Genomic DNA, 20,931 nt, shown 5'->3' on the forward strand with positions numbered 1-20,931 from the left:
CCACCTCATCTGATAGATACTTCCCTTTCAAATCTATGCTTGTACGCCTGCTTTATGAACGCGGAGCAGCATTATATTCGCCGTCAAGCTTCGTCTGTTTCTTCTTCCTCTTGCTCATCGTTTTCGTCTTCTTCTTCGTGATGGGCAAATTCCACGGCAACTGAATCATGACTGCCGGCTTCACTTCCGGGTTCCAGGCTTTGATCCCGTACATATCCGGTCCCGGAATGCTCAATATTCATGCCGGTCGCTGTGCTGAATTTCACGACATCCCTGACCGACCAACCTGTCATATCAGGCATTTCCCAGTTGTCATCGCTGACGAGAAAGATTTTTTCTCCGCCAATGACGTCCTCGCCGGCAAATGGATACTGGCTTTCAATTCGATTGCCCTCTCCCAGAATAAAGGGTTCCAGATTTTGTTCACTCACAGCCTCAGCCGCTTGTTCCGAACGATCCCCCGTTACGTCTTCCAATTCAATGCTGTCCGCTTCGGGCGTTCCCTCTTCTTCATAACCGGGCGATTCATCTGGTTGCAGATTTAAATATTGCATACTTTGATGCATGACTGTGTTAAATATCGTTGATACCGGTTGTGTACCTTGCTCATCTTCCGATAAATTCGGACGATCCACCGCCACGTATGTGACAATTTCAGGATCTTCGGCCGGGGCCATCCCCAAAAAAGAGAATATATTTTGGCCATGGCCGGATAGGTACCCGTTTTCCGACGGAATTTGCGCCGTCCCCGTTTTACCGGCAATGCTCATATCATCAACCTGAAAAGCGCCACCGGTTCCGTTGTCTCCGTAGACTGCTTCCACAAGTTGTTCCCTGACTTCTTCGGCCGTTTCTTCGGAAATCGGTTCCCCGGCAATCTCGGGTTCGCTTTCATAGACAGTTTCATTGACATTTGTATTTTCAATATGGTCCACAATATAAGGATGCATCATCTGCCCATCATTTGCAATCGCCGTAGCCGCCTGGATTTGCTGCATCGGCGTAACCGCCGAAGATTGGCCAAATCCGGTATACATGGCATCCAAGTCACCTTCACTTATCACACCCGGAGCTTCATTGGGGAGTTCGATGCCAGTCTCTCTGCCAAAACCGAAACGGTCAAGGTATTCATATAAAATGTCGGCACCCATAACTTCATTAACAAGCTTTGAAAAACCAACATTGGAAGAACGTTCCATCGCTTCATCGAACGGAATGGTTCCCCAACCTTCTCCGTTATTATGATCGCTAATGGTATGGTCATAACCGGGGTCGTAGGTTCCCGATTCGAATTCCTCATCGCCGTCATATTCTCCGCTATCGATGGCCGCGGCCATAGTAAACATTTTCAGCGTTGATCCGGGTTCAAAATGGTCGGAAATGGCATAATTCGTATGATTGGTAATATCTTCATAGTTATTCGGATTAAAGGAGGGACGGTTGCCCATAGCAAGAACTTCGCCCGTCTTGGCGTTTGCAACGATCGCGATCATCCGTTCCGGGTTGTACTCATCATCGACCGAAGCCATCGCCTGTTCCAACGCCAGTTGTATATTGGAATTTAACGTCAAATGGACATCGTTTCCATCGTAAGCCCCGTTGACTTCTTCTTCATTGCCGGGAAGCGGAACACCGTTACGGGCAACTTGGTAACTCATAGACCCACCTTCGCCTTCAAGTTCTTGGTTAAAGCCTGCTTCAAGTCCCATAACCGCTTCGTCCGTTCCCCGATCGATGTAGCCAAGCACGTGAGAGGCAAATGCTTGATTCGGATAATAGCGTCTTGGTTCGGGGCGAAAATGAACCCCTTCTAACCCTAAGTCCTCGATTTCCTCTCTCTCTTCAAAACTAAGCTGGCGTGCACCTGCGCCTAGTTCAACTTGGAATTGATCGCTCGTCAGAAGTTCGGCCAAACGATCTTCCTCCATATCAATGTATGGCGCAAGGGTTTGCGCCGTCTCTGCCGGATCGTCAATTGCGCCTTCGTATCCCTCTTGTAAAACCGCGAAAGCCGTATAACTGGTCACTTCTTCCGCAATCGCATCTCCGTTGCTCGCATAAATGCTCCCACGTTCCCCTTCTAAGGGCTCATTGTTCGTCCAGCGTTCATTTGCAAGGGTTTCTAAATCCACGTCGTCGATTTCTTGGGAAACTTGCACAAACAAAAACCTTCCGCCCAATACAGTGATGATGATGGCTGCCAGCCCAAAAAGAAGGAATGCCCTGGAAATGATCGTTGTTCGCTTCAACAGTCCCACCACCCACGCATGAAATTTTTCCTGCAAAACCGATTTCGGTAACGAAAGGTTTTAAGGCTGGAGGACGGTGACATTATCTTCATTTAGCTCCATTCCATTTTCCTGGGCGATTTCCAAAATGCGCTCGGGATCACTAAGTTCCGAAACTTGGTGTTCAAGCCCTTCATTATACTGTTGCTGCTGGTTAATTTCACTTTGGAGTTGGGAGATATCCTGTTCTTGCCCATACATGCTTGCATAGTTTGAGACCATGAGCACTGCAGTAACGATAATCGCGATGGCTATTAAGGTTATTAAGTATTTTTCCCCCCGGGTGAATTTCTTTTCGACTCGATTCCGAACGGTTTGTACTTGTCTTTGCTCTTCCCTTACCTGTTGTTTTTGAGTTGCCTGGCTCATTTATGTCCTCCTCTCCCTAATTTTTTCAACAATACGCAACCGTGCCGATCTTGCCCGCCGATTTCTTGCAACCTCTTCATGTGAAGGTACAATTGGCTTTTTATTGATCCACTTCATCGGCGGTTTCATATGTTCGGGAATGACCGGGAGCCCGGATGGAAGTTCAGGTGTTTTGCAATACGTATTCAACGTCCGTTTTGCAATAGCGTCTTCCAAAGAATGGAAAGTGATAACGGCCATTCGCCCTTTTATTTCCAGTTTGGCGGCGAATGCGGATAGCGCATCTTCAAATGCTTGCAGTTCATCATTGACAGCGATTCGAAGTGCCTGGAACGTTCGTTTTGCCGGATGCCCGCCGCTTCTTCGCGCTGCCGCGGGGATTGCCTGCTTGATAAGCTCGGCTAATTGTTCCGTTGAGGTAATTTTGGTTTTCCCCCGTTCCGTTTCAATCGAACGGGCGATGGATTTTGCAAATTTTTCTTCCCCGTATCGGGAGATGACGTGCACGAGGGATTCGAACGGCCACGTATGGACGATTTCCTCGGCGGTGAGGTTCTGATGCCTGTCCATGCGCATATCGAGCGGCTCATCGCCGCGATAACTAAAGCCGCGTGTTTTATCATCCAGTTGCGGGGAAGAGACGCCAAGGTCAAACAATACACCATTCACACGGTCCACACCAAATGCATCCAGTTTGGCCGCTGCATCACGGAAGTTCCCTTGGGTGAATGTCACCTTTGCTTCTTCGGCAAAACGTTCGCGACCGGCTTCAATCGCTTCTTGGTCCGCATCAAATGCATACAGGTGACCGTGCGCATCTAATCGTTTCAGGATTTCCGCCGAATGGCCGCCCCGTCCGTACGTACAATCCACATAAGTGCCGGTTCCGGCGATGTTAAGCCCAGCAATCGCCTCCTGTAACAATACGGTTTCATGGCTGTATTGGCTGATAAAAATCCCCCCTTCACAAGTCCAGGTCTTCCAATGATTCCGCAATATCGTTAAAGGAGCTCTGAGATTCCGCAAAGTAGTCTTCCCAAATGGATTGATTCCAAATCTCTACACGTCGGGATACGCCAATCACGACACAATCCTTTTCCAATTTAGCATGCTGGCAAAGCGTAGAAGGGATATTGATCCTGCCTTGCTTGTCGAAACTGGCTTCAGCGGCGCCGGAAAAGAAAAAGCGTGTAAATGCGCGTGCGTCTTTTTTCGTAAAAGGCAACGTTTTTAATTTCTGTTCCAATTGCTCCCATTCTGTTCGCGGGTATACAAAGACACACTGGTCCATCCCTCTTGTGACCACAAACTGATCGCCCAACTCTTCTCGAAATTTTGAAGGAATGATCAGTCTGCCTTTTTCGTCGATGGTGTGGTTGTATTCTCCCATGAACATGGCGCGCCGTTCCCTTCCACTTAGTACCCCCAATTTACCACAAACCCCCACTTTACACCACGTTATTTTTTGGATTTTTTTGCGCTTCAATTGGAGGAACCCGCGGAACATGCGAAAAATGGCGATTTTTGCGGTGAAATTTTTTTATATTTTATGCTTCCTTTTCATGTGAATAAAAAAAGGATAGCCACGCAGTTTTTCGGGCTCATCCTTTCGTCGATTTATTTTTTAGTCATTAATGGCGAGAGAGATAGGGTTATTTCCGCATAGGGGGAGTTTGCACCCTAAATGGCAGTTACTAGGAGGGGAAATAGTAGAGGCGCGCACCCTTCGGCAAGAAAACTTCTTGTCGATGATATGCACGAACGTTCGGTTATATGGGTGGGGACACGTGTCTAGGGACGCCGACAACTGCCAAACAAAGCAAAGAGAAAAGCGAGCCTCGACAGAAAAAGTTCCCCACGGACGAATGAGAGGTGGGGAACGGTGGGTGGGAAAAAATAGATGGAATCATGAACGATGGTCACCGCTACGGAAAAACACTACGCTTTCCGTGTTTTTCCGTAGCTAGCTCGAGTTATCACCATAAATATTCACTGATATCAACTATAGATTTTAGCGAAGAGCCGTGGTGAGAAGTGGGGGATTTCTTTTTACAAATAGAAAAATTGGTGGCGGAACGTCTCTGATTTCACTTGATCAAACAAGGCCAGCACGCGTTCTTCCCCATATTCGTTAAGCATCTGCACGATATTCAACACGCGTTCTTGCGGTTGTTCATTTGGGTACAAGCGTTTTTCCAACTGTCGGACATTATCCACACGTGGCTTGATGCTCTCCAATTGCTTTTTCTCGATGCGCTGCTGCAAATCCTTGAGCACTTGCTGCATCCGCTCGTAATTTTTGTCTGCATATCTTTCTTCACTCGGCGCCAGCTCATATAATGCGTTGGCGAGCATTTGCTGGCCTTCGCCGGCAAGCGCGAGGCTTTTTTGAAACAATTTTTCCGTGTCCAACTGCCGGTTTTTTTCTTCCAAAGCATCGGCATACGTGGTCACGCCTTCATTTGCCACTTTGTACGCCGATAGATCCTCCGCAGCAATAGTCTTTTCGCTTTTGCGATCGACATACGTGTGGTGAGCGCGGGGGGCAACAGGCGGAACACGCCTCCCGAAATGATGGAAAAGCGGACCGACCATGGACCAGTAAGCGGCTTCTCCCGGACCGGCAACGAACGTTAATACCGGTAATAGCATTTCCTGGACGAGGGGGCGGGTATAAACATTTGCGCTAAACTTTTCCGGATGGTTTTTTGCTTCCCGCGACCAATCCGTCCGCGACATTTTATATTGGCCATTGTGAAGCGACAATTGCCCATCCGAATGGGCAATCAATTTTTCTCTCCGGCCATTCGCGCTATAAAATAAATGGGTATGATCTCGCGTCGCTTCGATGAATGCCGGGGATCCATTCACCTGCTCCACCTTTTCTTTCGCGGTGAAAAATGCTTCTCTTACTTGGTCATTTTTCTCGATCAACCGTGTCCAAGTGTCCGTCATCAGCTGCCGAAATCGGGATTGTTGCGGGTCAATGAGCACAAGCCCGTGTTTGCGGAATAGCCACAGCATCACTTCCGCAAAAAAATCGGAGACGGTCGCTGATTTTTTTGCAAAATGCGCCAGTTTATCATGCAGGCTTCTTGAGTAAGGCGTTTCCCGGTAGTTAAGAAAGACCGTATGTAACCACCGCTGGATAGCAGGCAGATCAATGGGCTGTTCCGAAACCGGGGCACCGGCATGCGTGTGCCCGTCATATTTAATTTTTGCTACATCCCCATCCTCGTTGTGAACGAAAATGTGATTGACTTCCTCCCAATCGTGGTCTTCACCGGCAATCCAAAAAATCGGAAGAACGGGAATCCCCAACCTCTTTTCATCTTCTTCCGCTTTTAATAGAACCGTCAACGCTTTGGAAATTGTATAAATCGGGCCCGTCAGCAAACCTGCCTGTTGCCCGCCGACGACAACAACACTTCGTTCATCTTGCAGTTTATCAATTTGTTCGAGTGCTTTTTCGTGGTGTTCATATTTTTGATGATAGTCGTACAGCGCTTTTCGCAACTGTTCACGTTTAAAGCTGTAATCCCGCAACTCACGACAGCGCCTTTCCTCCTCTCCAAAAGGAGGATAATCGTAAAACGCCCGAACGGTTGGGTCCCCTTCCGCATAAAGATGGGCCCACCCCTGAAGTTGCACGGGGAATGATTCTACCGTCATGTTTACCGACCTTTCTTCTTCTATTCCAAGAGATATAAAACGGTGTATGTATATTCAAATCTTAAAGGAGCCGAACCGAGCATAGCAAAAAAACGAAAACAGGGAAAGAAAGACACACTGTTTTCAAGAACTCTCTGGCAAGCTTAGGGTGATAGGTGGGTTTAGTGTAGCACATGAGCCATACGTTTGCTCATGATCTGCTCAAGTACGGATAAAAATCCCGTTTCACAGCAAAGTGATACGGGATTTTTTGCATGCGTTCGAAGTAGGCCGGGGCCTATGACTCTTTTTCCCCTTGCCATTCCCTTGCCTTATCGAGCATTGATAAAAACGATTTGTAATCGTCACGCAAACGCTCCAGTTCTTGTTGCAATTTTTCCTTGTCGGATGCTAGCGCCCGGCTTTTTTCTTGTTCTTTTGCAAGGGCTTCTTGTAATGATCCGCTGTGTTTTTCATCTTTTTCCATCTTTTTTAAATAAGTGATGACATCTTCCAAACGCAAGCTTTGCTCCGTTTCGACCGCCGATTCTCTCGGCGCCGGCGAGGACTCATCTGCCCGAGCCGTTTCTTTCTTTTCCGTAGTATTTTGTTTTTTCTTTTGCTGCTTTGCTATTTTCACGGCCTCATCGTACTTTTTCCGGATCGTCGCGTTCCAGCGGAACCCACATGCCGCCGATGTCCGCTCCAACTTTTTGCCCACTTCTTCAAAAGCTTGTAATTGGGTCCTCCCTTCACGAATGTTTTTGAGTACAATCTCCGCTAACATTAAGTCTTCCTCTTCACTCCATGCGTCCTGCCTCAATGCAGTCATTCCATTTCCCTCCAATACTTTTATTAAGTGGATAACGTCATAGAATTTGTTTGCGTTTTATCATTCATTATGTACGTTTATGCGCGATTCTATCCTTCTATGATTGCAATTTCAGTTGTTACGATAAAAAAATAGAGCGGCTTTCGTGCTAGACCTAAGATTTTGATCTAGCAGTTAGGGATGGTAAATATTGCAGGGGAGAGGAAGGTGCAGGGCACAATTTTAGGAGGAGATAAGTGTAGATCGTCCTATTTCAGGGGATTTGACCCATTATGGAAGCAGAAAATGGGAAATGACTAAACTAGAGTTGGCGCTCTTGACACATGTAAGCCGTTCTGATGCACGGCGGAGCCAGATCAAGTTCCATGGTGACCCCAATCCGGTTTCGTCGCTCGGTTCAGGCGCCATAAACCCTGTATGGCGACCGGAATTAGATACGCTTGGCGCGTTCGGGCTTCATGACGCTTCCATGGTGACCGAAAACCAGTTTCGGCACTCATTTCAGGCACCATGAGCCGTGTATGGCGACCGGAATTAGATACGCTTGGCTCGTTCGGGCTTCATGACGCTTCCATGGCGACCGAAAACCAGTTTCGGCACTCATTTCAGGCGCCATGAGCCGTGTATGGCGATCGGAATCTGATAAGCTTGGCGCGTTCGGGCTTCATGACGCTTCCATGGCGACCGAAAACCAGTTTCGGCACTCATTTCAGGCGCCATGAGCCGTGTATGGCGACCAGAATCTGATAAGCTTGGCGCGTTCGGGCTTCATGACGCTTTCATGGCGACCGAAAACCAGTTTCGGCACTCATTTCAGGCGCCATGAGCCGTGTATAGCGATCGGAATCTGATAAGCTTGGCGCGTTCGGGCTTCATGACGCTTCCATGGCGACCGAAAACCAGTTTCGGCACTCATTTCAGGCGCCATGAGCCGTGTATGGCGATCGGAATCTGATAAGCTTGGCGCGTTCGGGCTTCATGACGCTTCCATGGCGACGGACGCCCTTCTTTTACCACATCCGGGCCTTACCTACAAAAAAAATCCTGCCTTTCTCAGACAAGATCATTTTTCTTTGCGGCTATAAAAAACCCCGTTGCGTAACAAGGGGTTCGGTCACTTTAATCTCTCGGTTCGGTCACTTCTTCACCTTTGTACGTTCCGCATGATTTGCATACGCGGTGGGAACGTTTCAATTCCCCGCATTCAGGGCATTTCACCATGCCGGGAACATTCAGTTTGAAGTGCGTTCTCCGTTGTCTTTTTACCGTTTTTGATGTACGTCTTTTTGGTACAGCCATTGCTTGCCACCTCCTTAAAACGATTAATCCTCATCTTTAAAGAATTTAGCCAAATCTACCAAGCGGGGGTCAACGTTGTCTTTTGCACCCGAATCGTCATTTTCATCATTGCTTACAACGTTCCAATCGGTACCGGACTGCGGAGCCGGTCCCTCTTTTTTCTCAGTGTTTATCACTCGCATGGGAATGGCCAACAAAATATGTTCTTTGATGTATGGAAGCAGATCCACATACCCGTTCTCTGGCGTATGCACCGTTTCATCGTCTTCCGGGGCTCTAGGCCATCGAGTCGGAAACTTTCTTCCATTTTGATATCAAAAGGAACTTCTGTTTCGGCCAATGTGTTGGAATCCGGCAAGGTCATCGTTCCCCGAACAGCTATAAGAAAATGAGCGTGTTCGTTTTCAACCTCAACATGTCCGGTGACATGTGCATTTGATATGGCTATTAATTCTTTATCCCGGTCTGTAAGTTCACTTACATCCACGTGACGGTCAATATCAATGCCGTTTGCACTGTTTGCCAATAGCTGTTGAATCGTCCAGCGCAATTTGCCTCACCTCAAGACAACAAAAATAATTATAGCGGTCCTATTCATGATTTGTCAACATAATTTCTTTACATTATACTGGGACATACTGAACACTTGACACACTAAACGTTAGTTTAACATATGACATCTTTAATAGCGAAAAAACGCTGAAAGGAGAGCAGCAGGCGGTTAAACGTTCTGTACATAACTTTATGAAATCCATTGGTCTTATTGTTGAATATAATCCCCTGCATAACGGACATGCTTATCATCTACAAGCTTCAAAAGAAGCTTCCGGCGCCGACGTCGTCATCTGCGTCATGAGCGGCTACTTTTTACAGCGCGGCGAACCCGCGAGTTTCCCGCGCCGCACCCGAACGGAGATGGCCCTGGCGGCGGGGGCGGATCTCGTGGTTGAGCTCCCCTATGCCTACTCAACCCAACACGCCCATTGGTTTGCCAGAGGCGCCGTCTCCATTCTCAACGATTTATTTACCGATGAATTCTATTTCGGCAGTGAAGCAGGGTCTATTCAAGATTTCCATGAATTGGACACCTTTATGCAAAATAACGACGATCCGCTGCAAAAAAATGTACGTAATCACTTGGCAAGCGGTGTTTCTTTTCCGGCTGCGCAGGCCAAGGCCTTTCACGACGCAGACCTGCCCGGGTACCTGCCTGATTTATCGAAACCAAATAATATTCTCGGGTATCATTACGTCAAAACCGCCCGTCAACTGGGCGCAAATATCGTCGCCAAGACAATCCCCCGCATCCGCGCGCAATACCATGACGAGGCTTTGACCGAGGGGCAATCGATCGCGAGCGCGACCGCGATTCGCAAAATCCTCTCCGAACATGCAGACGTAAGCTTAATTTATCCTTACGTGCCGCCGCAGGTTTATAAAATGATTGAACATTTTTACGAAAAGGGACAACCCATGCATAAGTGGGACGACTATTATCCTTACTTACAATTGTTACTTGGCACACGTCCCGCCGATGCCCTCGCGCAAATATATGAAGCGGAGGAAGGGCTTGAGAACCGTTTTATTAAAACCGCTTTAAATCAACCAACCTTCCAGAACTTCATGCACGAGGTGAAAACAAAACGGTACACGTGGACGCGCCTCCAGCGTTTGGCTGTACACATGCTTACCGGCACGACTAAAACCGATATGGACAAAGCGTTCGGGGAGGCCGCGCGGCCCCGTTCCGTTCGCATCCTCGGTTTCAATGAAACAGGACGAAAATATTTAAACGCTGTTAAAAAACGTACCCCATTATCGTTATATCACCGGCCGCCGAAGGGGAAAAACGCCCAACAAATATTGGACGAACGAGCGGCACGGACGTATTACGCCATTTTTGGCGGGGAAAAGCGAGTGGAAAAATGGAGAGACGACTATACCCAACGCCCGGTGTATCGGGAGGAGGAAAACTAAACGGAAAACATTTTGGCTTCCCATACGACGTCCGTCTCTTGACTTAAACGTCGTTCTCCAAATAATCCACAGCGTCCTGAAGCTCTAGTACCGGAACGATCGTCATTGGCGTGTCAATATCTTCGGCAGCTTCCACTGCCATTTCATAATCGGATGTATCGCCTAAGTCGGTATCTTGCGGGGCAAAAAATACATCAATGTCTGCATTATCCGCTGCAACCACTTTTTGGCCGACGCCTCCGATACGCCCGACATTCCCTTCCTCATCAATGGAACCGGTGCCGGCAATGTCTAGTCCATACGTTAAATCTTCTTCGGTAAGCTGATTATAGATTTCAAGGGAAAACATTAATCCGGCCGAAGGACCGCCGATATCACCGGTTTCAACGTTTACCTCGGGGTCAAACTCACGTTGATTAACAGGAAACTCAATCCCGAGTCCAACCGTCGGCTCATCTGCATGATGCATCGCCTCCGGAAACTCGACCATCTCAACATCCAACTCCAACGCATTACCTTCCCGATTAACGCTCAGCTGCGCAAATTGTTCCGCTTCTTTTTCCTCAAGCGACTCATTTAATTCGGTTATGTTACCGATATTTTCTCCATCGACGGCAGTAATGATGTCCCCTGATTCCAACACCTCTTTAGCGCCCATGCCGTCCACAAACTGTGTGACGAGAATCCCGTTTTCATGCACTTCAGCCCCGGCTGCTTCATAAGCCGCGACTTGGGCCGCGTCCTGGGATTGGTGCATCGCTTGCAATTGCCGGTTATGATAGTCGTCATCCGTTTCCCCTTCCATGCGAACCGCCTCTTCAGGTGTCAACACGCGGTAAGGACTTAAAAATGACCATGCGTAGAGAATAAGGTTGGCTTGGCTTTGCCGAATCGTCGTTAAGTAAAATTCCCCTTCTTCCCCAATCCCATCTTCAACCGTAATGAATTCATTCAAACCGACGGCATCCCCGGGTTGAGAATAATAATAAGGCATCGGTATTTGATAGACAAACAACAAAACGATGATAAGCCCTACAATCAACCATGTTCTCGAAAATCTTCGCTCTTTTCTTTCCTCACTCACGACCTTTTCCCCTTCCATGCCTCAATCTTTTCCCGTATGTGCGGCATATGGCGCAATGCTTCTTCCCGTCCTTGTTGAATGAGCGATTCCGTATCGTCGAATACAACCGCATTCGTTGCTTGCACGATTGGTTTCATAAGAATATCCGCTTCAATTTTTTTGGCTTTGACGAGCTCCCGAGCCATAATTTCCATACTTTGGATAATGACATCATAGATGGACGACGTTGATGGCGCTTCGGGAAAATAAGAAACATCGACCGCGACAACGAGATCGGCCCCCATGTCTGTCACGACATTTGCCGGAACGCGATCGATGACGCCTCCGTCAACGAGCAGATGATCGCCGGACCGGACCGGGACGAAGATGCCGGGGATGGAGATGCTCGCCCGCAAGGCTTTTGCGATGGATCCGTCCGTAAAAAGAAACCTTTCCCCGCTGTTCAGATCGGTCGCAACCACGCTAACCGGTATATCCAGATTATCCAGCACTTCCCCTTTTGTCAGCATTAAAAATAATTCTTCCAAGCGTTTTCCGCTCACGAGCCCCATCTTGGGAACGGTGAAATCAATATAATATTTTCTCCGAAACAGACTGGCCAGCTGTTTTAAATCATTAGCGGATCGCCCGAGGGCCGTCAACGCCCCAATGACCGCTCCCATACTGCTTCCCGCGATAACATCAATGGGGATGCCTTCTTCCTCAAATACTTCCAGCACTCCGATATGCGCGAATCCGCGAGCGCCTCCCGAACCGAGCGCAAGGCCAACGGACGGTCGTTCGTTCAAAATGGTCTCCTCCTTGCAGCAGGGCGTTTGCTTGTGGCTCCATACTTATTTGGTCTAATTTGAAACGTTCCCTCGTATTTTAGTAATGAAGAACCTGTCCCATCACCCGGAAGGAGAAAAAAGATGACACGTTCCCAATGGCAGTCACTATTTCTGGGCACAAGCGCAGCTATTCTTGCAGCTTCTCTTATGATCTTTCCGCAAGCGTCGTTTGATGCATCCTTGCGAGGCCTTTCCATCTGGTGGGACGTCGTCTTCCCCTCCTTGCTTCCTTTTTTTATTATATCAGAATTGCTGATTGCATTTGGAGTCGTAAGCTTTCTTGGTGCATTCATGGAACCTTTTATGCGCCCGTTATTTAAAGTCCCGGGAACCGGGGGGTTCGTGTGGGCTATGGGCATCGCGAGCGGCAACCCGGCGGGTGCGAAATTGACCGCCCGATTGTGGAAGGAAAAACGCATTACAACGATGGAAGGCGAGCGGCTCGTTTCCTTTACAACCGCTTCAAATCCGTTATTTTTATTCGGAGCCATTGCCGTCGGTTTTTTTCATGATCCCGCCCTCGGCATTCTGCTCGCATTTGCCCATTATGGGGCTAACGTTTTCGTCGGCATCATCATGCGATTCCATGGAAAGGAAGATGCTGCTTCCCGATCGAAAAAAAAGCTCGCTCTCCCTTCCGTGAAAGCGGCTTTTCAATTGCTTCATGAAGAACGGTTGCGCGACGATCGGCCGATCGGAAAAAAATTAGGCGACGCGGTGCAATCTTCTGTGCAAACGCTACTCATGATCGGCGGCTTTATTATCTTGTTCTCGGTGATCAATGAAATTTTGTCGCTTCTTAACGTGACTGCTGTCCTTGCCATGTTCGCCGGTATGTTCCTGGCAGTCTTCCAGTTTTCGTCCGAACTTAGCGTACCGATTGTATCCGGTTTATTTGAAATGACGCTCGGCAGCCAACTGGCGAGCCTTACCGATGCAACGCTGAAACAAAAGGTGATCATTACAAGTTTCATGCTTGCATTTGCCGGATTTTCCGCACAGGCACAAGCGGGAAGTTTGTTGGCAGAAACCGAGATAAGGTTTCGTCCTTTTTTCATCGCCCGTTGCATGCAAGGGGTTATTGCTGCCTGTCTCACATACCTATGTTGGGATGCATTATATCAGCCCGAAGGCATTGCCGTTTTCACTGCGTGGGATCATACAGTAGCTATCAAGGGCATATGGGATATGTTTCTTCTAGGCTCCCCTTATTTTACGCTCGGAATGCTATTGATTTCTATTTATATTTTTCATAAACGGAGAATGAAGACATCGGTTTAGGTCACGTTATACCGCCGTTTTAGTGCATCTTCGACGTGCGGAGGCACAAGCCCGTTTACATCGCCTTTATTTTTCGCCACTTCTTTAACAATGCTTGAACTTAAGTACGAATACTGGTTGTTCGTCATCATAAAAAAAGTTTCAATTTCCTTGTCCATCTTTCGGTTAATGGACGTCGATTGCATTTCATATTCAAAGTCGGTGACTGCCCGCAGTCCGCGGACGATGACGTTTGCGTTTTTCGACCGCACATAATTAACCAAAAGCCCGTCAAATGAATCCACCTCCACGTTCGAAAAATCCCGAAACGAATCTTGCAACAATTCCACCCGTTCTTCAATATTAAAGAGCGGGGTTTTGTTTCGATTGATCAGTACGGCAACAATCACTTTATCAAATATTCTCGTGCTGCGTTCAATAATGTCCAAATGCCCGTTTGTCACCGGATCAAAACTGCCCGGCGCTACAGCTGTCGTTGTCATTCTTGTTCGTTCCTTTCCTGATTTTTATAGGTGAAAATACTGATTTGCGTGTCTCCGAATATTTTCGTCCGGGACTTGGAAAAATGACCGAGTTCATGAACAAGTTTTAAAGAGGACGAATGTTCAGCAACAATAACCGTTTCGGGAATGCAAATCCCAAACTCTTGAATATGTGAAATATCCTTTTCAAGCTGTTGCTCGTTATAAGGCGGATCCAATAGAATCAGGGAACATTTTCTCTTTTCACGCATGAGTTGCTTTGCCATTTGCATAGCTGCCTGCTTGTAGATGTGTGCCCGCTTTTCAAAATGGCATTTTTTTGCATTTCCCCGAATGACCTTGATGGCAGCACCGGATTTATCGGCAAAATACATCTCTTCGATCCCGCGGCTGAGCGCTTCCATCCCCAACGCCCCGCTCCCTGCGTATAAGTCAACGCCCGTCCCTCCTTGAAAATAAGGACCGATCATTTGAAACAGCGCTTCTTTTACACGATCGGATGTTGGGCGGGTTTTTGCGCCCGGGACAGCTTTGAGCCGTGTTCCTTTTCTGCTCCCTGCAATGATACGCATCGCTTCGCCGCCTTTCCTTTTGGCAGCTAAGAAAGTATAAATCAACTTTCTTAGCTGCATAAGTTGGGCTAAGGCTTTCGCGCCACAAAAGCTTTGTCGAAAAGCCAAGTTTTCTAACACTATCGAAGGTATAAACTTTTCGGTTGATAGTATAAGAAAGACTTTGACTTTCGCCATTCCTGGCGATAAGTCAAGTTTTTCTAACGTTTCCATCCTATCATATCCGAAGGGCAAGTGTCAGAGACAATACACGTTTTTCCAAAGGCTATCTCGGAAACTTCGTATATTTCTTCTATTTTCTCCGGTGTCCGTGTATATTTCCCATCGGCCCAGGCTAGACTATTGGATAGCAACATGATCCCATGTTGTTAGATAACCGCGGAGAACGCTTACATTTCCCCATAAGCGCTTCCTCCGGTTTCTCCTCTCCCATTGCCTGTAGTGTTTACAACAGGCGCCGCGTACCGGAATGGTACGCGGTTTTTTATTAGCAATAGCAAAGCCCGGCGCGAAATCAATCGCCGGGCCTGTGGTTCTCACCTCTCACTTCTCACCTCTAGCTTATACATGAACATTGTCAGCCCTCGTTTGAGAGGGCTTCGATGCGCTTGGCTCTTTCTTGAAGTCCATATTCAATTGCGACCGTTTCGACCACTCTACCCCGGTTACAAACGAAAGGCGCTCGATACGCTCACTTAGATGCTCTGCTTCTTTTTCATCGCAATAAAGAATCGCGTATTTCATTTTTTTGGAGACATATTGCACATGCCCATAAGTTCGAAGTTGGCGTACATTTTTTGCGGATCGAAACCAAACGGCCAACCCTTGGCGTTGCTCAAACATAGATCCTCTCTCCTTGGATCAAAATAAATCATGCTACCGTAGTGTATCACGAGGATATAAAATGGACAATGCAGGGGAATAGGATGACAGAGGCACCTCGGACTCATGACAGCGGCATGGCAACCGGAATCTGATTGACTCGGCGCGTTCGGTCTTCATGACGATGCCATGGCGACCCAATTTCGGTTCCCGCGATCATTTCGGGTGCCATGAGCCCTGTATGACGACCGAATTCTGATTGACTCGGCACTTTCGGGTTTCATGACGTTGCCATGGCGACCCAATTTCGGTTCCCGCGATCATTTCGGGTGCCATGAAGCTTAGCATGGTGACCGGAATACGATTGCCCCGTCACGTTCGGGCTTCATGACGAAAACATCCGTGATCTGTTTCCGGCTTCCGTTATCGACGGACAAATAACCCCTTGCAATCAGTCGAGGAACATGATATATTAACAACAATTTCATAGATACAACTAACTTGATACTTTGGCCTACAACATACCGACATATACGAATAAGCGCCGAAAGGAAATAGTAAAGGATCGTCATGCATCAGAGAGCGAATGGCTTGCTGAAACATTCGCGCCACTGACGCCTTGAACCCATCCCGGAGCTGCCAGGGAAAGACCTTAACCTGGCCGTTATGCTTTGCGATATAAGCGTTGAGTGGAAATTCTTATCAGGGATTTCAACGAAGGTGGTACCGCGGAACCTCTTTTCCGTCCTTTTCCGAAGGGCGAAAAGAGGTTTTTTTAATTTCCGGGAGGGTATAGAAATTGGAACGAAAACGAATGGTCGTCAAGATCGGGAGCAGTTCCCTCGCCAATCGTGAAGGCGGGATCGCCATCGACCGGCTCGAGCGGTTTTCCCAAGCGATTGCCCACCTTCATAATCAAGGCCATGAACTTATTTTGATCACATCGGGAGCGATAGCTGCCGGTTTTCAACACGTCGGTTACGCCACTAGGCCGGTAACGACGGAAAAAAAACAAGCAGCGGCCGCCGTCGGGCAAGGATTGCTCATGGAAGCCTATCAACATGCATTCATGAAAGAAGGCGTTAAAGTCGGGCAACTCTTGCTGACTCGGGAAAGTTTTCTGCAAGAGCATCAATACAACAACGCTTACGCGACATTACAGGAATTGCTCAAGCGTCGCATTTTGCCGATTATTAATGAGAACGACTCCATTGCAGTGGATGAATTGACGTTCGGCGATAATGATTGGCTGGCCAGTTTGGTGTCCGGACTGATCAAGGCCGATGCACTCGCGTTACTCACGGATGTCAACGGCGTATATGACCGGCATCCCCAGCATCCGAATGCCCATAAAAAAGAAAGCATTGACGTGATCACGGCAGAAATGCTAATGCAAGCGGACAGTCACCGTTCCACGTTAGGGAGCGGAGGCATGCGTTCCAAACTGGAAGCGGCACGCAACGCGCAAACGTTTGGCATTCAAACGTTCATCGGGAAAGGCGATGAGCCGCGAGGATTGCAGGCCATCATGGATGGAAACGGCGACGGCACCTATGTATACGCGAAGCCTAACCATCTATGGCCAAAAGAAAAACAGTGGGTCGGCATCTATTCGCCCGTGGAAGGCGAGCTTGTCATTGACGAAGGGGCCAAGAATGCCCTGCTGTACGGTGGGAAAAGTTTGCTTTCCGTTGGCGTTCGCGACGTAAAAGGAAGCTTTTCAAAAGGAGCCGTTGTTGCCGTCTTTGACGAGGAACATGAATCGGTCGGCAAAGGACGCGCCACGATAGCTGCCGACGACATGCGCACATGCCTTTACAAACAGCCGGCTGTCACTTATATCCACCGGGACCATTGGGTAAGTACTTCAAAAGGGAGTGTTTTTAGTGACTGAATGTAAACAACAGGCGCTGGACGCCAAAACCGCAAGCCAGTCATTAGGATTGTGTAAAACAACAGAAAAAAACGAAGCATTGCAAGCGATGGCGCGCGAAGTGTTGAACAGGGAACAGGACATCCTCGCCGCCAATGACAAAGACGTTGCGGCCGGAAAACAGAATGGACTGTCCGACTATTTGCTCGATCGTTTACGGCTAAGCCCTGAACGTTTGCAGTCGATGAGTAATGGACTGCATGCACTCGTTGACCTGCCGGATCCGGTAGCGGTTGAACCGGAAACATGGACACGGCAAGACGGGCTCGTCATTGAAAACCGAAGGGTTCCTCTCGGGGTGATCGCCATGATTTATGAAGCAAGGCCCAATGTCACCGTCGATGCTGCCGGGCTTTGCTTAAAGGCCGGAAATGCTGTCCTTTTAAGGGGCAGCTCTTCGGCGGTTCATTCAAACATGGCACTTGTGGACGCCATGAAAGCCGGATTAAAGGCGTGCGGGTTGCCGGAAACATCAGTGCAGCTCATTAACCCCGAAAATCGCGATACGGTCCGGGAATTGGGACAAATGCGCGGCCTTGTCGACGTCATCATCCCGCGCGGAGGCGCCGGACTTATTCAGACGGTGCTCGAACAGTCTAGTGTTCCGGTTATTGAAACGGGCGTCGGCAACTGCCATGTGTATATCGAAGCTTCCGCCAAAAAAGACATGGCCATCTCCATTGCCGTAGATGCAAAAACCGATCGGCCATCGGTTTGCAACGCCGCGGAAACCATTCTCGTCGATGAACAATGGGCTAATGCCAATGGGAGAGCGCTCATTGAGGCTTTGCTCGCCAAAGGGGTCACCATCAGAGGCGATGAAAATATCCGACGCTTGCATGATGACGTGAAACCAGCCGACGACGAGGATTGGGCGACCGAGTACCTCGCGCCGATCGTTGCCCTCGGCACCGTTCCGGATACAGATGCGGCAATTGCTCACGTTCAACAATTCGGCACGACCCACTCCGAAGCGATCGTCACCGAAAATGTAGAAAAGGCTCGTGCGTTTCAAAATCAGATCGATGCGTCCGGCGTTTACCATAATGCTTCCACCCGCTTTACCGATGGTGCGGAATTTGGATTCGGCGCGGAGATCGGCATCAGCACACAAAAACTGCACGCACGCGGTCCTTTGGGACTGGGCGCACTAACGACCAACAAATACGTCGTCTCGGGAGACGGACATGTGAAAGGGGGCACGGTGCAATGACGCTGGCCGATCAAACGATCACCTTTATCGGTGCCGGAGCAATGACCGAAGCAATCGTCTCGGGACTGCTTGCGAACAACCGCGTAAATAACGAACAAATCACTGTCACGAATAAAAACAACGGTGAACGGCTCGCGGAATTACAGAACACCTATCACATTCAAACGACGACGGACAAACAACAAGCCGCAGAACAAAGTGATGTCCTGATCCTCGCGATGAAGCCGAAAGACGTGGACGCCGCACTCGAACGTCTGCAACCGTCTATTCGTGCAGATCACGTTATTTTCTCCGTGTTGGCAGGAACTACAACGGGCTATATTTCTTCACTCATTGAAGCCGATTGCCCGGTGGTACGGATTATGCCGAACACGTCGGCAAAAGTCGGCGCTTCCGCGAGCGCCATAAGCGGTGGCCGATTTGCCGGTGCCAAAGATGTTGACCTGGCCGCGTCCCTCTTTTCTTCTATCGGCTCGATTACAATCGTCCCCGAAGAAAAAATGGATAGTGTCACCGGCATATCCGGGAGCGGTCCGGCTTATTTTTACTACCTGCTTGAAGGATTGCAAACGGCCGCGGTTGAGTCAGGGTTAACGGAAGAGGACGCGAAGGCGTTGCTGATCCAAACGATGCAGGGCGCTGCCAAGCGTTGGGGGCAAACGTCTAAATCGCTCCAATCGCTGTACGAAGAAGTGATGAGCCCCGGCGGGACGACCGAAGCTGCCTTCTCGGTCCTTTGGGAACATGAAGTGCAAGAACATGTGACAGCGGGCGCAAAGGCTGCCATCGAACAGTCCGAGAAGCTTGGAAAAGTGAAAAAGCACGTGTGACAGAACTCCTCCGGGGGTTCTTTTTTAATGAAAGTCCGGAAAAATAAAGCCGTACGCGCGGCTTTATTTTTCCGGACTTCATGACTCGTTCTTGGCGACTAAAATCGGCACGGGAACATCGTTCCGGGCTTCATGACTCGTTCTTGGCTACCGAAATCGGCGCGGGCATACCGTTTCGGACTTCATGAGCCGTTCTTGGCTACCGAAATCGTCACGGGCATACCGTTTCGGACTTCATGAGCCGTTCTTGGCTACCGAAATCGTCACAGGCTCATCGTTTCGGGCTTCATGACTCGTTCTTGGCGACTGAAACCCTCGCGGGAACTTCGTTTCGGGCTTCATGACTCGTTCTTGGCGACTGAAATCGTCGCGGCAACTTCGTTTCGGGCTCCATAACCCGTTCTTGGTTACCGAAATCGTCACGGGCATACCGTTTCGGGCTCCATAACCCGTTCTTGGCGACCGAAATCGCCGGGCTAATCCAATTTCAGGCTTCATGAACCACTTCACCTCTTTGGGGTAGCTTTCCGCGGGTTTTGGACCACTTTTATTATGTCCATGACGAAAAACTTGTTATAATGGCAAGGGTTGCAGTATCATGTTGGAGGTCAAACGGAAAAATGAACGAAGAAGACAAGCCAAAGTGGCGCAGACGTATTGCTTTTCTTACCGAACATCGCTATTTTACGATCGTTATTATGGCGTTGATTTTTATCAATGCTGTTGTAGTCGGGATGGAAACCTATCCGGAACTTTATGCCCGTTATCCGGGATGGTTTTGGTTTGCCGACCGTTTGTTGCTATGGCTTTTCACCATTGAAATAGTTTTGCGCATGATCGCGGCCAAACCTTTTTATCATTTTTTCCGCAGCGGCTGGAACTGGTTTGATTTTTTAATCATCGCCACCGGTCACCTATTTGCAGGTGCTCATTTCGTCACTGTATTACGGGTACTGAGGGTGCTACGGGTCCTACGGGCGGTCACGGTCATTCCTTCGTTGCGACGGCTCGTCGATGCGCTTTTACGTACAATTCCTTCATTGTTTAATATTCTTTTTTTGATGGGGCTCGTTTTTTACATATTCGCAGTCATCGGTACGATGCTGTTCGCATCCGTTTCCCCCGAATACTTCGGAAATTTACAGCGATCCGTTTTGACCTTGTTTCAGATCGTGACGCTTGATAATTGGACGGAATCCGTCATGCGTCCGATCATGGATATAGAGCCGTTAAGTTGGATTTATTTTGTTTCGTTTGTCCTCGTCGGTACATTTATCATCTTTAATCTATTCATCGGTGTCATTGTCAATAATGTGGAACGCGCCAATGACGAAGAAGCGCCTCCTGTCAAAAAACAGGATGTGGAAGCGTTGCAAGCAGAAATTAGGGAACTTAAAAAAATAATGGAAAAACGAGAATAAATAATGCGGCGCGGTAACTCTAATGAGAGTCGCCGCGCCGCAGTTTT

The 20,931-nt window shown here is 48.6% G+C and carries 22 protein-coding genes and 1 other annotated feature; of the genes, 7 read left to right on the forward strand and 15 right to left on the reverse strand.

The genetic code is table 11. From position 1 onward, the window contains the following. Positions 1–83: 83 nt before the first annotated feature. From HUG15_RS14980 to HUG15_RS23400, 6 genes are all read right to left on the reverse strand, one after another. Positions 84–2,258 (reverse strand): penicillin-binding protein, encoded by a 2,175-nt coding sequence (locus HUG15_RS14980; RefSeq protein ID WP_425504011.1) that lies wholly within the window; start codon positions 2,256–2,258, stop codon positions 84–86. Positions 2,259–2,309: 51 nt separating this feature from the next. Then, positions 2,310–2,657, reverse strand: a complete 348-nt coding sequence (gene ftsL, locus HUG15_RS14985) for a cell division protein FtsL (protein WP_200123864.1) — start codon at positions 2,655–2,657, stop codon at positions 2,310–2,312. Further along, the gene (rsmH, locus tag HUG15_RS14990) at positions 2,658–3,608 is read right to left on the reverse strand and encodes a 16S rRNA (cytosine(1402)-N(4))-methyltransferase RsmH (RefSeq protein ID WP_200128999.1); all 951 of its coding nucleotides are present in this window, start codon (positions 3,606–3,608) and stop codon (positions 2,658–2,660) included. It abuts the gene before it with no gap. A 13-nt stretch (positions 3,609–3,621) separates the two neighbouring features. Further along, positions 3,622–4,053 carry a division/cell wall cluster transcriptional repressor MraZ gene (mraZ, locus tag HUG15_RS14995; RefSeq protein WP_200129000.1) on the reverse strand — a complete coding sequence of 144 codons (432 nt, stop codon included), beginning with the start codon at positions 4,051–4,053 and terminating at the stop codon, positions 3,622–3,624. Between the two features lie 653 nt (positions 4,054–4,706). After that, positions 4,707–6,329 (reverse strand): bacillithiol biosynthesis cysteine-adding enzyme BshC, encoded by a 1,623-nt coding sequence (gene bshC / locus HUG15_RS15000; RefSeq protein ID WP_200123865.1) that lies wholly within the window; start codon positions 6,327–6,329, stop codon positions 4,707–4,709. Positions 6,330–6,606: 277 nt separating this feature from the next. Further along, positions 6,607–7,140 (reverse strand): RsfA family transcriptional regulator, encoded by a 534-nt coding sequence (locus tag HUG15_RS23400; protein ID WP_200123866.1) that lies wholly within the window; start codon positions 7,138–7,140, stop codon positions 6,607–6,609. Positions 7,141–7,432: 292 nt separating this feature from the next. Between HUG15_RS23400 and HUG15_RS15010 the strand changes: the two genes are divergently transcribed. Next, complete coding sequence (locus tag HUG15_RS15010) at positions 7,433–7,654, forward strand: hypothetical protein (RefSeq protein WP_200123867.1); 222 nt, start codon at positions 7,433–7,435, stop codon at positions 7,652–7,654. A 605-nt stretch (positions 7,655–8,259) separates the two neighbouring features. On the opposite strand, the gene rpmF is transcribed toward HUG15_RS15010, so the two are convergent. The 3 genes from rpmF to HUG15_RS15025 are packed head-to-tail and all read right to left on the reverse strand — an operon-like array spanning position 8,260 to position 8,989. Beyond that, positions 8,260–8,439, reverse strand: a complete 180-nt coding sequence (gene rpmF / locus HUG15_RS15015; RefSeq protein ID WP_200123868.1) for a 50S ribosomal protein L32 — start codon at positions 8,437–8,439, stop codon at positions 8,260–8,262. Between the two features lie 23 nt (positions 8,440–8,462). Further along, positions 8,463–8,693 carry a YceD family protein gene (locus tag HUG15_RS23710; protein WP_211202232.1) on the reverse strand — a complete coding sequence of 77 codons (231 nt, stop codon included), beginning with the start codon at positions 8,691–8,693 and terminating at the stop codon, positions 8,463–8,465. After that, positions 8,612–8,989, reverse strand: coding sequence for a hypothetical protein (locus HUG15_RS15025; protein ID WP_200123870.1), 378 nt, complete (start codon positions 8,987–8,989; stop codon positions 8,612–8,614). Before HUG15_RS15025 ends, HUG15_RS23710 begins: the two co-directional genes overlap by 82 nt. A 194-nt stretch (positions 8,990–9,183) precedes the next feature. Here HUG15_RS15025 and HUG15_RS15030 point away from each other — a divergent pair, with 194 nt between their 5' ends. Beyond that, positions 9,184–10,416 carry a nucleotidyltransferase gene (locus tag HUG15_RS15030; protein ID WP_200123871.1) on the forward strand — a complete coding sequence of 411 codons (1,233 nt, stop codon included), beginning with the start codon at positions 9,184–9,186 and terminating at the stop codon, positions 10,414–10,416. Positions 10,417–10,459: 43 nt separating this feature from the next. Here HUG15_RS15030 and HUG15_RS15035 read toward each other — a convergent pair whose 3' ends face one another. Next, positions 10,460–11,500, reverse strand: coding sequence for a YlbL family protein (locus HUG15_RS15035; RefSeq protein ID WP_246516361.1), 1,041 nt, complete (start codon positions 11,498–11,500; stop codon positions 10,460–10,462). Further along, positions 11,497–12,288: a patatin-like phospholipase family protein gene (locus HUG15_RS15040; protein WP_200123873.1), complete on the reverse strand. Its 792-nt coding sequence runs from the start codon at positions 12,286–12,288 to the stop codon at positions 11,497–11,499. The genes HUG15_RS15035 and HUG15_RS15040 overlap by 4 nt, the downstream gene beginning before the upstream one ends. A 123-nt stretch (positions 12,289–12,411) precedes the next feature. On the opposite strand from HUG15_RS15040, the gene ylbJ reads away from it, so the two are divergent. Beyond that, positions 12,412–13,611, forward strand: coding sequence for a sporulation integral membrane protein YlbJ (gene ylbJ / locus HUG15_RS15045; protein ID WP_200123874.1), 1,200 nt, complete (start codon positions 12,412–12,414; stop codon positions 13,609–13,611). Here ylbJ and coaD read toward each other — a convergent pair. From coaD to HUG15_RS15060, 3 genes are all read right to left on the reverse strand, one after another. Beyond that, a complete protein-coding gene (gene coaD, locus HUG15_RS15050; protein ID WP_200123875.1) occupies positions 13,608–14,093 on the reverse strand; it encodes a pantetheine-phosphate adenylyltransferase in 486 nt (161 codons plus the stop codon). The genes ylbJ and coaD overlap by 4 nt on opposite strands. After that, positions 14,090–14,878 (reverse strand): 16S rRNA (guanine(966)-N(2))-methyltransferase RsmD, encoded by a 789-nt coding sequence (gene rsmD, locus HUG15_RS15055; protein WP_211202233.1) that lies wholly within the window; start codon positions 14,876–14,878, stop codon positions 14,090–14,092. The genes coaD and rsmD overlap by 4 nt, the downstream gene beginning before the upstream one ends. 348 nt (positions 14,879–15,226) lie before the next feature. Further along, positions 15,227–15,508 carry a YlbG family protein gene (locus HUG15_RS15060; RefSeq protein ID WP_200123877.1) on the reverse strand — a complete coding sequence of 94 codons (282 nt, stop codon included), beginning with the start codon at positions 15,506–15,508 and terminating at the stop codon, positions 15,227–15,229. Between the two features lie 514 nt (positions 15,509–16,022). Further along, positions 16,023–16,240: a binding site (T-box leader), on the forward strand. A gap of 46 nt (positions 16,241–16,286) precedes the next feature. On the opposite strand from HUG15_RS15060, the gene proB reads away from it, so the two are divergent. Genes proB through proC form a run of 3 tightly spaced genes read left to right on the forward strand, consistent with a single transcriptional unit; the run spans position 16,287 to position 19,463 of the window. Next, entirely contained in the window at positions 16,287–17,381 is a 1,095-nt protein-coding gene (proB, locus tag HUG15_RS15065) for a glutamate 5-kinase (RefSeq protein ID WP_200123878.1), read from the forward strand. Continuing rightward, positions 17,374–18,633, forward strand: a complete 1,260-nt coding sequence (locus HUG15_RS15070; RefSeq protein WP_200123879.1) for a glutamate-5-semialdehyde dehydrogenase — start codon at positions 17,374–17,376, stop codon at positions 18,631–18,633. Before proB ends, HUG15_RS15070 begins: the two co-directional genes overlap by 8 nt. After that, complete coding sequence (gene proC / locus HUG15_RS15075; RefSeq protein WP_246516362.1) at positions 18,630–19,463, forward strand: pyrroline-5-carboxylate reductase; 834 nt, start codon at positions 18,630–18,632, stop codon at positions 19,461–19,463. The genes HUG15_RS15070 and proC overlap by 4 nt, the downstream gene beginning before the upstream one ends. A gap of 234 nt (positions 19,464–19,697) precedes the next feature. Here the strand turns inward: proC and HUG15_RS15080 are convergent, their stop codons facing one another. Beyond that, complete coding sequence (locus HUG15_RS15080) at positions 19,698–19,961, reverse strand: hypothetical protein (protein ID WP_200123880.1); 264 nt, start codon at positions 19,959–19,961, stop codon at positions 19,698–19,700. 122 nt (positions 19,962–20,083) lie between these two features. Between HUG15_RS15080 and HUG15_RS15085 the strand changes: the two genes are divergently transcribed. Next, positions 20,084–20,884, forward strand: coding sequence for an ion transporter (locus tag HUG15_RS15085; RefSeq protein ID WP_200123881.1), 801 nt, complete (start codon positions 20,084–20,086; stop codon positions 20,882–20,884). Positions 20,885–20,931 lie beyond the last annotated feature (47 nt).

Origin of the sequence: Salicibibacter cibarius (assembly GCF_016495725.1) — a bacterium.
Classification (GTDB): Bacteria; Bacillota; Bacilli; order Bacillales; family Marinococcaceae; genus Salicibibacter; species Salicibibacter cibarius.